13 protein-coding genes and 1 riboswitch are annotated in these 13,142 nt (G+C 61.2%); of the genes, 12 read left to right on the top strand and 1 reads right to left on the bottom strand.

Going from position 1 to position 13,142, the window contains the following annotated elements; all coding sequences use genetic code 11:
- Positions 1–4: 4 nt before the first annotated feature.
- On the bottom strand, positions 5–1,102 hold the full coding sequence (locus QWI16_RS06470) for a Gfo/Idh/MocA family protein (RefSeq protein WP_302711969.1): 1,098 nt from the start codon (positions 1,100–1,102) through the stop codon (positions 5–7).
- Between the two features lie 199 nt (positions 1,103–1,301).
- Positions 1,302–1,450, top strand: a riboswitch (cobalamin riboswitch).
- Positions 1,451–1,552: 102 nt separating this feature from the next.
- Between QWI16_RS06470 and QWI16_RS06465 the strand changes: the two genes are divergently transcribed.
- The 12 genes from QWI16_RS06465 to QWI16_RS06410 are packed head-to-tail and all read left to right on the top strand — an operon-like array spanning position 1,553 to position 13,057.
- Positions 1,553–3,376: a TonB-dependent receptor plug domain-containing protein gene (locus QWI16_RS06465; protein WP_302711968.1), complete on the top strand. Its 1,824-nt coding sequence runs from the start codon at positions 1,553–1,555 to the stop codon at positions 3,374–3,376.
- A gap of 33 nt (positions 3,377–3,409) precedes the next feature.
- The gene (gene cobO / locus QWI16_RS06460; protein ID WP_302711967.1) at positions 3,410–4,021 is read left to right on the top strand and encodes a cob(I)yrinic acid a,c-diamide adenosyltransferase; all 612 of its coding nucleotides are present in this window, start codon (positions 3,410–3,412) and stop codon (positions 4,019–4,021) included.
- Between the two features lie 8 nt (positions 4,022–4,029).
- Complete coding sequence (locus QWI16_RS06455) at positions 4,030–5,499, top strand: cobyric acid synthase (protein ID WP_368045284.1); 1,470 nt, start codon at positions 4,030–4,032, stop codon at positions 5,497–5,499.
- Positions 5,496–6,527: a FecCD family ABC transporter permease gene (locus QWI16_RS06450; protein ID WP_302711966.1), complete on the top strand. Its 1,032-nt coding sequence runs from the start codon at positions 5,496–5,498 to the stop codon at positions 6,525–6,527. Before QWI16_RS06455 ends, QWI16_RS06450 begins: the two co-directional genes overlap by 4 nt.
- On the top strand, positions 6,524–7,303 hold the full coding sequence (locus QWI16_RS06445; RefSeq protein WP_302711965.1) for a heme ABC transporter ATP-binding protein: 780 nt from the start codon (positions 6,524–6,526) through the stop codon (positions 7,301–7,303). Before QWI16_RS06450 ends, QWI16_RS06445 begins: the two co-directional genes overlap by 4 nt.
- The gene (gene cobU / locus QWI16_RS06440; RefSeq protein ID WP_302711964.1) at positions 7,303–7,839 is read left to right on the top strand and encodes a bifunctional adenosylcobinamide kinase/adenosylcobinamide-phosphate guanylyltransferase; all 537 of its coding nucleotides are present in this window, start codon (positions 7,303–7,305) and stop codon (positions 7,837–7,839) included. The genes QWI16_RS06445 and cobU overlap by 1 nt, the downstream gene beginning before the upstream one ends.
- Entirely contained in the window at positions 7,836–8,873 is a 1,038-nt protein-coding gene (cobT, locus tag QWI16_RS06435; protein WP_302711963.1) for a nicotinate-nucleotide--dimethylbenzimidazole phosphoribosyltransferase, read from the top strand. Before cobU ends, cobT begins: the two co-directional genes overlap by 4 nt.
- A complete protein-coding gene (locus QWI16_RS06430; protein ID WP_302711962.1) occupies positions 8,863–9,462 on the top strand; it encodes a histidine phosphatase family protein in 600 nt (199 codons plus the stop codon). The genes cobT and QWI16_RS06430 overlap by 11 nt, the downstream gene beginning before the upstream one ends.
- Positions 9,446–10,237, top strand: a complete 792-nt coding sequence (locus QWI16_RS06425; protein WP_302711961.1) for an adenosylcobinamide-GDP ribazoletransferase — start codon at positions 9,446–9,448, stop codon at positions 10,235–10,237. The genes QWI16_RS06430 and QWI16_RS06425 overlap by 17 nt, the downstream gene beginning before the upstream one ends.
- A complete protein-coding gene (gene cbiB / locus QWI16_RS06420; RefSeq protein ID WP_302711960.1) occupies positions 10,228–11,160 on the top strand; it encodes an adenosylcobinamide-phosphate synthase CbiB in 933 nt (310 codons plus the stop codon). The genes QWI16_RS06425 and cbiB overlap by 10 nt, the downstream gene beginning before the upstream one ends.
- The gene (gene cobD / locus QWI16_RS06415; protein ID WP_302711959.1) at positions 11,157–12,179 is read left to right on the top strand and encodes a threonine-phosphate decarboxylase CobD; all 1,023 of its coding nucleotides are present in this window, start codon (positions 11,157–11,159) and stop codon (positions 12,177–12,179) included. The genes cbiB and cobD overlap by 4 nt, the downstream gene beginning before the upstream one ends.
- Positions 12,170–13,057: a cobalamin-binding protein gene (locus QWI16_RS06410; RefSeq protein ID WP_302711958.1), complete on the top strand. Its 888-nt coding sequence runs from the start codon at positions 12,170–12,172 to the stop codon at positions 13,055–13,057. Before cobD ends, QWI16_RS06410 begins: the two co-directional genes overlap by 10 nt.
- The last annotated feature ends 85 nt before the right edge of the window (positions 13,058–13,142 follow it).

Below are 13,142 nucleotides of genomic sequence, written 5' to 3'. Positions count from 1 at the left end.
AACGCTACAGCTCAATGCGTTTGTCTTTTTCTGACGATTCAATGGCTGCGCGCACAATCGCAATATCGCGCATGCCTTCTTCGCCCGGTACCAACACCGGCGTGTTATTGAGAATCGCCAAAGCGTCGTCATCCATCTGCTTGGCCTGCTGATTGGCCAAAAACTTGTCCAGCTTTTTGCCGTCGCTGGTAACGCCGCTCACTCCATTGTATTCCGACATGGGGTCGAGCTTATACCAGCCATTCTCAGCGTCCACTTTTAAATGGTTGCCGGATTCGACCACCGAGGTCTTGCAGCTGGCGACGATACCTTCGGGAAACTCCAGGGTGAAGCTGGTGGTATTGTCCACTTCGGTAAATCTGGGGTGGCTGAAATCGCGTTTGGCGGTAATGGCAAGGGGCTCAAGGCCGGTGGCGTAGCGCGCGCCATTGATGGCGTAAACGCCCATGTCGTAGAGAGCGCCACCACCCATGTGAGCCTGCATGCGCCAGTTGTCGGCGGGTGCACCATTGCCGGCGTAGGCAGCAATGGTGTCTACCCGGTGTATAGCACCGTAGGGACGGCTGCTGGCGTACTGCATGACCGTCTGGGTGTTGGGCTCATGTTGCATACGGTAGCCGATGGAGAGCTTGACCTTGTTTTTCTGGCAGGCGTCGATAATGTTCTGGCACTCCTGCACGTTCATGGCCATGGGCTTTTCACACCAGACATGTTTACCGGCGTTGGCGGCAATGACCGAGTATTTCATGTGCAGACCGGTGGGCACAACGATGTAAATAATATCGATGTCGGGGTTATTGGCTATGGTGTGCATGTTGCCGTAGTGGTAGACGTTGGCGTCCTTGATGCCGTACTTTTGCTGCCATACCGGGATTTTTTCGGGGCTACCGGTGACAATACCAGTGAGCTCGCAGTACTCAGTGAGCTGCAGCGCGGGTGCCAGTAAATCGCGGCTGTAGTAGCCAAGACCCACCAGGGCCACACCCAGCTTGCGTTTGGGGGTGCTGGCCCAAAGTCGTTGCCCGGCTCCGGTACTCAGCAAGGCGGCGCCCAGGCCTGCACGTTTGATCAGTTGCCGGCGTGATGTGTTCAATGTGCTCATACGACGTCTCCCGAATGGATGTGGCTTTATTGCAGCAAGAGGAGCCGGCGAGTGCAATGGGTTTTACACTTTTTGAACAGACCAGGAAAAGGGGAGGGCTGTCAGGCAAAGCAAAACCCTATCAGCTAAGACCAAACCTCCCGGTCGCTGCCGTGAACCCTTTCCGGTCAAATTGACAAATTGCCTGTCACGCCTTACATTGCGCGCCACGATACGAGGTGCCTGCTGCCTGGCTAAGCCAGTGCTGAGTAGGTTAAACGGGAAGTCCGGAAATCCGGCGCTGCCCCCGCAACGGTGATCAGCCCCAACGGCTGTCAGCCCGATACCGGCCTTGCATCCGAACCGTGATGGAGCGGAGGGCTACCATCTGGCAATACGACTTTTCGCGCCCACGCGCCGCATTGCTATTCCTCCCTCGATCCCAAGCATTGATTTCTTAGGGGTTGAACCGTGAAAAAAACACTTCTTGCTGCAGCCGTAGTCGCTGCCACGCCCGCTATGGCGCAAACCGATAATCCGCAAAAAGACCTCTTGCCGAGCCTGGAAACCATAGTGGTGGTCAGCTCGCGCCAACCTGAGGCCATGCGTCAAGTCGCTACCTCCGTAGCGGTTATGGATGAGGTGCAGATCAAGGCCCGCGGCTTTACCGCTCTGGCCGATGTGCTGCGCTCCATGCCCTCGGTGTCGGTGACCAATACCGGCGGTATGGGCAAGCCCACTTCCATTCGCGTGCGCGGTGAGTCGGGCTATCGCACCATGGTGCGAGTCGATGGCGTAGACGTTACCGATCCCACGGGTACCCAGGCAAGCGCTCAATTACAGCATATTATGAGCGCCGATGTGGGCCGGGTAGAGCTGCTGCGCGGCCCCCAGGGCTTGATGTACGGCGCCGATGCTGGCGGCGTTTTGAACATTTCCACCATCAGCGCCAGCGGTGATCCGCAGGTCAAACTCGCCGCCGAGGGCGGCAGCTTCGACAGCCAGCGCTACAACGCCAGCGTGGGTGGCGGCAGCGATGTGTTGGATTATTTTCTCGGTGCCTCTTACGCCGAGACGGATGGTTTTAATTCCCATACGGATACCGAGTTAGAGCAAGATAATGACGGCTACGAAAACACCACCTTGCACGGTCGTGTGGGTTGGAATGTGACTGACGCTTTACGCCTTGAGGCGGTCGTGCGCGATACTGAGGCCACTAACGAGTTTGATCAGTGCTGGGGCGCTGTGCAGACCAATGACTGCATCGGCGATTTTGAGCAAACCAACGCCCGTGTCAGCGCGGCTTACACCACCGAGCGTTTCAGCAACGAACTGGCGTACTCCAACACAGATGTGGCGCGGAAAAATTACGCCGCCGGTACGGTCTCTTACGATACCGAAGGCGAGATTGAAAAGCTCGAGTGGCTGGGCAGCGCAAAATTCAATGAGGTGCATACTCTTGCCTATGGCCTGGAGCAACGCGAAGACACGGTGCTTGAGCTGAGCCGCGATCAGTGGGGCGCCTACGCCGAATATCAAGGCCACTACGGCGAGGGGCTGTATGTCACTGCCGGTGTGCGCCATGACGACAGCGATGACTTTGGCGATTTTGACACCTACCGGGTCAGTGGCGCCTATGTGCTTGATGTCACCGGTGGCTCGCTGAAATTCAAAACCAGCTACGGCACGGGGTTCCGCGCGCCCAGCTTGTTTGAAATCGACTACAATCGCCAGCAAAACAATCCCGATCTGGCGCCGTTGGAACCCGAAGAGAGTCAGGGGTGGGACGCCGGGGTCGAGTTCTATGCACATTCCGGTTTGCACCTGGAACTGGTGGTTTTTGACCAGAGCATTGAGCGCGAGATCGAGTGGGACGGTGGCTACGTGCAAAGCAGCGGCGAGAGCACCTCTGAGGGTGTGGAGTTGATAGTCGATGTGCCGGTGGCCGACTGGCTAGTGGTCAACGCCAATTACACCTATACCGATGCCCAAACTGCCGAGGGCGCTGTACGTGTGCGTCAGCCTGAGAATATGGCGAATCTGGGACTGACGTTTATCCCGGTCAGCGACTTGCAAGCCTCGGTGAATCTGCGTACCGCCGATGGCGCGCGCAGCCGAACGGACAAGGCTATTGGCGATTATCAGGTGCTGGACGCCAACATTCGCTATGCGCTGAGCCCGGCGTTGACGGTCTACCTTCGCGGTGAAAACATCACCGACGAAGATTACCAGGAAGTGCCCTATTATCGCACCGCGGGTGCTGCCGGTTATGCCGGTGTCGAGGTCACATTTTAACAGCCAACATACTCTCACATCACAGGTAATACCATGACCGACGAGCAGAGCAAGAACGAGCGCCACAAAAAGGCAATGGAAAAGCAAAAAGCCAAAGTGGACGCGCGCATTGAAGCCGCCGATACCGAGCGCGGCGTTGCGGTGCTGTTAACGGGCAATGGCAAGGGCAAGTCCAGCTCTGCCTTCGGCATGGTGATGCGCGCGCTGGGCTACGACCACACCGTGGGCGTGGTCCAGTTTATCAAGGGCGAGCAGTTATCCGGTGAAGAACTGTATTTAAAAAATCACTGTCCGCAGGTCACCCTGTACCAAATGGGTACGGGCTTTACCTGGAATACACAGGATCGCACCGGCGACATTCGCGAGGCGGAAAAAACCTGGGCAGTGGCGGAAAAACTGTTAGCGGATGACCGCTATGACTTGGTGGTGCTCGACGAGATCACCTATATGATTGCCTACAAATATCTGGATGAAGGCAAGGTTCTGCAGGCGATAAAAAACCGTCCGTTCGAACAGAGTGTTGTGGTCACCGGCCGCGGTGGTGGCAGCGCGCTGCAGGAAGTGGTGGACACTGTCTCTGAAGTCAAAGACATCAAGCACGCGTTCAAGTCGGGCATAAAAGCCCGCAAAGGCGTGGATTTTTAGGTGCGCCAGTGAAAAGCGTGATGGTTCAGGGCACGACCTCCGATGCGGGTAAAAGCACCCTGGTCGCGGCGCTCGCGCGGTTGTTGAAGCGCCGGGGCGTAAAAGTGGCACCGTTTAAACCACAGAATATGGCGCTGAACAGCGCGGTCACCGCCAATGGTGGGGAGATAGGCCGCGCTCAGGCGCTCCAGGCAATGGCCTGCGGTCTGGAGCCCCACACGGATATGAATCCGGTGCTCCTCAAGCCTTCCTCCGATACCGGCGCTCAGGTGATTATTCACGGCAGAGCCATTGGCACTATGCAGGCGCTGGATTATCACTCTTACAAAGCCACGGCCAAACAGGCGGTACTGGACGCTTTCGCCCGGTTACAGCGCCAGTACGATTGCGTGCTCGTCGAAGGCGCCGGCAGTCCGGCGGAAATCAACCTGCGCGACAACGACATTGCCAACATGGGTTTTGCCGAGGCGGTGGACTGCCCGGTGATTCTTATCGCCGATATCGATCGCGGCGGCGTCTTCGCGCACTTAGTCGGCACGCTGGAGTTGCTCGCGCCGAGCGAGCGGGCGCGGGTAGCAGGTTTTGTCATCAATCGCTTTCGCGGCGATCTGGCGCTGTTGCAATCGGGCCTGGACTGGCTGGAAGCGCGAACTGGTTTGCCGGTGCTGGGCGTGTTGCCCTACCTGCACGATTTGCATCTGGACGCCGAAGACGCCATTGCCACCGGACAGCGCACGGGCGATACGTGTTTGACGGTGGTGGTGCCGGTGTTGCCGCGCATCAGTAATCACACGGATGTCGACCCGCTGCGGCTCCATCCACAGGTGGATTTGCAGTTTGTTGCGGCCAGTGACCCTTTACCGCCTTGCGATTTGGTGATTTTGCCGGGCAGCAAAAATGTGCGCGGCGACCTTGAGCACATGCTTGCCAATGGCTGGCAAGAAAAACTCAATCGCCATTTACGCTACGGCGGCAAGCTGTTGGGGATTTGCGGCGGCCTGCAAATGCTGGGCAAAAGCGTGGCCGACCCGCTGGCCATTGAAGGCACCGCGGGCAAGACACCGGGGTTTGGCTATTGCGATTTCACCACCGAGCTGCATGCGGAAAAAACGCTAAAAAATGTCAAAGGCCTGCTCAGGCTCAACGACGCCGAGGTGCCTTTTGCCGGTTACGAGATTCACTGCGGCGTGTCTCGCGGGCCGGACCTGGCCTCGGCCGCTTTTATGATCGATGCTCAGGGCGAACAACGCGGGGATGGGGTCTTAAGTGGCGATGGTCAAATCCTCGCGACCTATGTTCACGGCTTGTTTGATGAGGCCGCCGCGCTCGAGCAGCTGTTGATCTGGGCCGGCAGCGAGCCACAGGCGCTTGCGGCTTTTGATCTGGCAGAGCACCGCGAGGCCCAGCTCGAAAGACTGGCCGACACGGTACAAGAACACCTCGATGCCCGCTGGCTCGACTCTCTTGGGGCGACATGACAGCGTCGCTGCGCCGCCTGCGGCCCCGGGTTATTACCGCCGCCGCACTGTCGCTGTGTCTGCTGGCCAGCCTGGTCACTGCCATTGCCTTGGGCGCGGTACCCATTGCCTTTGGCGATATCTTGGCCGCGCTTATCGGTACTCCCTTGGATGGGTTTAGCGGCGATATCGTGCGTGCAATCCGCCTGCCGCGCGCGTTGCTCGCTGCCGGTGTCGGCGCCGTGCTCGCTGTGTGCGGCGCCTATTTGCAGGGGATGTTTCGCAACCCCCTGGCCGACCCCTCCCTGATCGGCGTGACGGCGGGCGCCTCTGTCGGTGCCAGTGCGGCCATTGTTCTTGGTGGCGGGGTACTGGGGGCAGTGGGCGATTTATCTTTGGTCTCTCTCGGTGCCTTTGCGGGCGGGCTGGTCGCCGTGTGGCTGGTGTATCGCGTCGCCACCGGCATTAATGGCACCTCAGTGGCCACCATGCTCTTGATGGGGATTGCCGTGACCGCACTGGCGGCCAGTCTCACCGGGCTAATGGATTATTTTGCCGACAACGAGAGTTTGCGGCGCATGAGCCTGTGGCGCATGGGCGGGCTCGATGGCGCCACGGGTGCTCGCGCGGTGGTGATGCTTGCGGTTCTGGCTTTATTGTTAATCAGCATGATGCGCGTGTCCCGCGGGCTCAACACCTTGCTATTGGGCGAGTCCCAGGCACGGCACTTGGGGGTGGATGTCGAGCGTTTGAAAAATCTGTTGATCGTTCTCGTGGCACTGGGTGTGGGCGTCTCTGTAGCGGTGGCTGGCAGCATCGGATTTGTCGGTCTGGTGGTCCCCCATATGATTCGCCTGTGTGTGGGCCCGGATCATCGCGCGCTCGTGCCTTTGTCCGCACTCGGCGGCGCCAGTTTATTACTGCTCGCTGACACCTTTGCCCGCACGATCATGGCGCCTACCGAGTTGCCGGTGGGTCTGGTCACCGCGCTGATCGGTGCACCGTTTTTTGTGTTTCTACTCGCGCGCCACCGGGAGCTGATTCGATGAGTTTGCTCGAGGTAACCGGTGTAGGCGTTGCGCTGGCCGGCACGAGCTTGCTCAACAATGTGAGCCTGAACGTGGGTCGCGGTCAAGTAGTGTCTGTGATTGGCCCCAACGGCGCAGGAAAAACTACCTTGCTGCGCGCCATTGCCAACGATCTGCAACCGCACTGCGGTATGGTGGAACTCGCCGGGCAGGTGGTCGCAAGCATTGAGCCGCGCCGGCGTGCCCGACAAATGGCGGTGTTGACCCAGCACAACGCGCTGGATTTTTCCTTTACCGGTTTTGAGGTGGTGTCGCTGGCCCGCGGCCCGCACAGCACCGGCGCAGCAATGGACAGGCGTATCTGCCGCGAGGCCATGGAAGCTATGGATGTTGCGCACCTGTCCGAGCGGCTCTATCCCACACTCTCCGGTGGGGAGCAACAGCGCTTGCAGCTGGCCCGTGTGCTGGCGCAGATCTGGCGCGCCGAAGATGCCGATGGCCGGCTACTGCTGTTGGACGAGCCGGTCACCAGTTTGGATATTGGTCATCAGCATCAGTTAATGCGCGCGATTAAAACGTTTGCCGCAACCGGCGTGGCGGTGCTGATGACCGTGCACGACATGACCCTCGCCGCCCACTACAGCGATACGGTGGTGGTGCTCAACTATGGCCGGTGTCTGGCGAGCGGCCGGCCCGAGGCGGTGCTCACCGAATCATTAATCAACGACGTGTTTGCTACGCAGGTGTCGATAGTGCCGCACCCGCAAACGGGCAAGCCGGTGATTGTGGGGTGCTAATGCAACTGATTTTAGGCGGTGCCCGCAGTGGTAAAAGTCGTTTGGCGCAGGAGCGCGTTGAAGCGTTGTGCCGTGAGCGCGGCGCCAGGCCCGTGTATCTGGCAACGGCCGAGGCCGGCGACAGTGAAATGCGTGCGCGTATTGAGCAACATCAACGCGAGCGCTCGGCCGTGTGGCGCAGCTGCGAAGAGCCTCTGGCATTGGCATCAACACTGGCGCAACTCAGCGCAGCGGATACCTGGGTGCTGGTGGATTGCTTGACCCTCTGGATCAGCAATTGTCTGCACGCCGGTTGTTGGGAGCGCGAGCGCGACCGGCTGCTGAGCGAGATCGACCGGCGCCTCGCCGCCGCTGAGCCCTGCCAGTGGGTATTCGTCAGCAATGAGGTCGGCTCAGGGGTGGTGCCACTGGGTGAGTTGTCGCGCGAGTTTGTCGATGCCAGTGGTTGGCTGCATCAGGCACTGGCCGATCGCTGCCACAGCGTCACCCTGGTGGTGGCCGGTTTACCTCTGTCGTTAAAAGGGTCGCCTACATGAGTGTGCAATGGTTGTCGGACGCGGTCAAAGCGCCCGATCCGCTGTCGGAACACAGCGCGCTGGAACGTCAACGCCACCTTACCAAGCCGCCCGGTTCACTCGGCCAGCTCGAACAACTGGCCGTGCGCTTTGCCGGCTTGCAGCGTAGTTCTGTCCCGCGTCTTGAGCGGATTATTGTGCGCGTGTTTGCCGCCGATCACGGTGTCGCCGCTCAGGGGATTTCGGCATTTCCGCAAACGGTCACGGCGCAGATGGTCGCCAACTTTTGTCGAGGCGGCGCCGCCATTTGTGTTCTGTCGCAATCACTGAACGCCGACTTTAAAGTGGTCAATCTCGGTTGTGTCGGCGAGATCAACGAACACCCCATACTGATAAACCAACCCATCGCGCCGGCGACGCTCGACTTTACCCAGGCACCGGCCATGAGTCGCACGCAACTGGCGCTGGCCTTAAACACCGGGCGCGCGCAAATTGGTCCCGCGGATGTGTTTATTGGCGGCGAGATGGGTATCGGCAATACCACGGCCGCCGCCGCGCTCCTAGCGGCGTTGTTTGATCTTCCGGCGGCGGCAATCACCGGGCGCGGCACGGGTATTGATGATCGGGCCCTGGCTACAAAACTCCATGTGATCGAGCGGGCCCTTGAATTGCACCGCGCTAAACGAGGCCAGCCGCTGGCACTGTTGCAGGCGCTTGGCGGCTTTGAAATTGCCGCGCTGGTGGGGGCCTACATAGCCTGCGCCCAGCAGGGCGTGCCCGTGCTGGTGGACGGGTTTATCAGTACAGCTGCGGCCGCCATGGCCCTGGCGATTCAGCCTGAGATATCCCCCTGGTTGATTTATTCGCACTTATCCGACGAGGCAGGTCACCGCCTGGCGCTGGAGCAGCTGGGCGCTGAGCCTTTGTTGGTGCTGGGTATGCGTTTGGGGGAGGGCAGTGGTGCGGCCATGGCGGCGGGGCTTGTGCGCGATGCGCTGGCACTGCACAACGGCATGGCCACCTTTACCGAGGCGGGGGTGAGCGATGCAGATTGATGTGCTCCGACATGGCGAGTGTGAGGGCGGGCGGATATTTCGCGGTCACATCGATGTGGCGTTAACCGCTACCGGCCGAGCGCAGATGCGCGAGGGGGTGGCGCAACTGGCAGGGCCCTGGCAGCGGATTGTCAGCTCGCCACTGGTCCGCTGCCGCTCTTTTGCCGAGACCTTGGCCGCGCAGACGGGCGTGCCCGTTGAGATTGAGCCGGCCATCAAAGAAGTGGGTTACGGCCAGTGGGAGGGGCAGAGCGTGGAGGCTGTCTGGCGTGAGCAACAGGCGCTGTGTCTGGCCTGGTCAAGGGCACCCGACAAAACCGGCCCGCCCGGCGGCGAGCCTTTCCATGACTTTCGCGCGCGGGTGTTAACCGCGCTGGCGCAGTCGGCGGCAATCCCCGGAGCAGATAGAATCCTCTGGATAACCCACGGCGGCGTGATCAAGCTGCTCCTGTCCATGGCCAGGCAGATGCCGCCAGCGGGCATGATGCAGCTTACCGTAGGTTACGGTTTCGCCGCCTCTGTGCAGACCGACGGCGATAACCTCCGAGTTCTCTACCCACAAGAGTCTGAGTATGTTTACCAGCCATAGTATCGGGCGGTGGCGCGAGGCGTTTTTCTACGCGCTGATGTTTCTCACCCGCCTGCCGGTGGGTCGCTATGTCCACGGCGCCGATGCCCAGATTGCGGCGCGGGCTGTCTATTGCTACCCAATGGTGGGTTTGGTGATGGGGATATTGTTGGCGCTGGCCGGCAGTGTGTTTGCCGGGCTGGGTCCGCTGCTGGCGGCGGCCCTGACACTGACGCTGTGGGTGATGCTCACCGGGGCGCTGCATCTCGATGGCCTTGCCGATTGTATGGACGCTTACTACGCCGGCCACAAGCTCGCGGATGAGACCGAGAGACGCAACCGGATTTTAGAGGTCATGCACGACCCGGCCTGCGGCGCGGTAGCGTTGGTGTCTCTGGTGCTGGTGCTGTTGGTGAAGGTCGCAGCTCTGGCGAGCCTTTGGCAAACCGGTCACTGGCTTCTCGCCCTGGTGGTGGCCCCGGTGCTTGGCCGCACCGCCATACTGCCATTTATGGCCCTCGGTGATTACGCCCGAGGCGGCGGCTCGGTGCCAGCGAATGCGTCGGCCAGCGTGCAGGCGCTCTGGCTGGTGGCACTGATCTGCAGCGCCCTGGTGGCCGTCAGTCTTGGCGTTGTGGCCGCTGCGGTGGTGTTTGCAGCGCTGGCTCTGCTCATCTGGTTTTGGTGGCGCCTATGGTTGGGGCAAATCGGGGGTTACACCGGTGACTGCCTTGGGGCACTGGTGGAGCTGTCCGAAGTACTGGTGCTCGTTTTATTGGTGGCGCTGTGCTCCTAGCCGCGGCCCTGTGGTTCGGCTTTGCTCTGGATAGCTGGTTGGGCGAGCCGCGGCGCTGGCACCCGCTGGTGGGGTTTGGCCGTTTGGCCGGCCAGGTGGAGGCGAGGCTGAATCGCGGCAGCGGCAAGGCTTTATGGTGGGGGGCGCTGGCCCTGAGCCTGCTGCTCTTACCGGTGCTGCTGGCAAGCGCCATGCTCTGGTGGTGGCTGCTGGCCGATCACCCCTTGGCGGCGCTGCTCACCGGCGCGCTGGGGCTTTATTTTGCCCTGGGTTGGCACTCGCTCAATGCACATGCGGTGCCCATCGCCCAGGCCCTGCAAGCGGAACGGCTGCCGGCGGCGCGCGAGGTCGTGGCGCGGATTGTCAGTCGCGATTGCGACAACCTCAGTGAGTCCGACACCGCCCGCGCGGCCATAGAGTCGCTGCTGGAAAACACCTCCGATGCGGTGGTCGGCCCACTGTTCTGGTTTGTCATTGCCGGCTTGCCCGGTGTCCTGGTGTACCGGTTGAGCAACACCCTGGATGCCATGTGGGGCTATCGCACCCAGCGCTACCGCTACTTTGGCTGGGCCGCGGCGCGCCTGGACGATTTATTAAATCTCTTGCCGGCGCGCTTGTGCGCCCTGGCTTTTGCGGCGGCGGGCGATGCCGGCGCGGCCACACGGCAGTGGCGCGCCTCGGCCCGGCACTGGAGCAGCCCCAACGCCGGGGTGGTGATCGCCGCCGGTGCTGGCGCTCTGGGCCTTGCTCTCGGTGGCGGCGCCTCCTATCACGGCGTGTGGCAGGACAAGCCGGCCACCGCCGGGCGCGAACCCCAGGCGGCGGACATCACACTGGCCAGGCGTTTGGCGCGTCGCGCGGTGTTACTGGTAGTGCTGATGTTAAGCCTGGCGGCACTGGCGCTTGAGGGCTTTTCCCTGTGACGCACAGCGGCGAGCATCCGGCCCATGGCGGCGACTTGGCTTACGCCACCCGTCGTTTCGGCACACCGACTGGTGGCTGGCAGGATTTGTCCACGGGCATCAGCCCCTGGGCCTATCCGGTGGGCGAGGTCCCGGCGCAGGTGTGGCGGCAACTGCCGGTCGATCAGAGCGGATTGATTCGCAGCGCCGCTGCCTATTATGGCGCTGACCCTGCGCATATTCTGCCGGTGCCGGGCAGTCAGTTTGCGCTGGCGCGCCTGCCGGCGTTGCTTGAGTCGGCAAGCGTCGCCTTGCCGCGGCCGGGCTACGAGGAGCACGCGCGTCACTGGCTGGCAGGCGGTCACACGCCGATTTTTTATCGCGGCTTAGCCGAGCTCAGAGAGGCGGCGGAGGCAGGACGCGTTTGCCACGCGGTGGTGATCAACCCCAACAACCCCACCGGTGAGCGTGTTGCGGCGCGGGAGCTGCTGGCGCTAAGCCAATCTCTGCCCGGCATTTTGCTGGTGGATGAAGCCTTTGCCGATCTCTGGCCGTCGCTTTCGGTAGCAGCGGCGGTGTCAAGCAATCCGCGGCTTTATGTGCTGCGCTCGGTGGGTAAGTTTTTTGGGCTGGCGGGTGTGCGCTTGGGCTTTTTACTGGGCTCGGGAAGTGCGGTGGCGAAGCTGCACTCGGGTATGGACCCCTGGGCGGTGAACACACCGGCGCTCTGGGTGGGTGAGCGGGCACTGGCGGATCGCCACTGGCAGATCTCGCAGCGCCAGCGCATCAGTGAGGCGGCGCAGGCGCTATCGCAGTTACTCGCGAACTGTGTGCCTGAGTCGGTTGAGTGCGCTAACAGTGGTTTGTTTGTCACTTTGCAGGGCGACAGGCCGTATCTGCAGGCACTGTTTACCAAGCTTGGCCACGGGGGCATTTTCTCGCGCTGGTGCTACAGCGCGGCTAACACTGAACCTGCCTGGTTGCGCCTGGGGCTGCCAGAGGATAAAGGTCGACGATTAACGGAGGTATTATGCGATTAAAACTGACACCAGCCATGTGGGTAATGCTCGGTGTGTGCCTGAGTGTCATTGCCCAGGCGGCGCCTATCGAGGTCACTGACGCCCGAGGCAAAGTGATCCGCCTGCAACAACCGGCCGAGCGCATTGTCGCTCTGGCGCCTCACATTGTGGAAAACGTCTACTCCGCCGGCGCCGGCGATACATTGGTGGCGGCGGTCAGTTACAGTGATTACCCGCCCGAAGCGGCGCAGTTGCCCCAGGTGGGTAGTTACAAGCTGGTCAATTACGAGGCCATATTGGCGCTCAAGCCCGATCTGGTGCTCGGCTGGGCCTCGGGCAATGGCGAGGAAGCCGCCCGGCAGCTGGAGCGTCTGGGCCTGACCGTGTACGTGGATGAGCTGCGTAGCATGGAGGACATCGCTGGCGCAATACGCACGCTCGGTGCGCTGGCCGGCACCTCGGCTCGGGCCAACCAGCGGGTGGACCAATGGCTGGATCGACTGGCCCGATTGAGGGCTAACTACGAGCAAGCGCCACCGGTGAGCGTGTTCTACCAGGTGTGGAATGATCCGCTGCAAACCCTAAACGGCGAGCACCTGGTCAGCGACGTCATTCGCCTGTGCGGCGGGCGCAATATTTTTGCCGATGCGCCGGCCCTGGCGCCCAAGATCAACATAGAATCGGTGTTGGCGCGCGACCCGGATGCCATAGTGGCCAGCGGCATGGGCGAGGAGCGCCCCGAGTGGCTGGACGAGTGGCTCGCCTATCCGGCGCTGCAAGCGGTGAGCGAACAAAACCTATTTTTTGTCCCGCCGGATATTATCCAGCGCCACACGCTGCGCATACTCGATGGCGCGCAGTTATTGTGTCAGCACTTGGAGAAGAGCAGGAATCCGTAGAGCCTTGCGCAACAAGGCTCTTGTTTCAGCGTGTAAGGTTTAGGATGCTTCGCGACGACCGATTGCCGCCGCGCCAAAAATGCCG

The sequence above is a fragment of the Gilvimarinus algae genome, from assembly GCF_030518215.1.
GTDB classification, from domain to species: Bacteria; Pseudomonadota; Gammaproteobacteria; order Pseudomonadales; family Cellvibrionaceae; genus Gilvimarinus; species Gilvimarinus algae.
The sequence above is the reverse complement of the archived record's forward strand: the minus strand, read 5'-3'. Positions and strand labels throughout refer to the sequence as shown.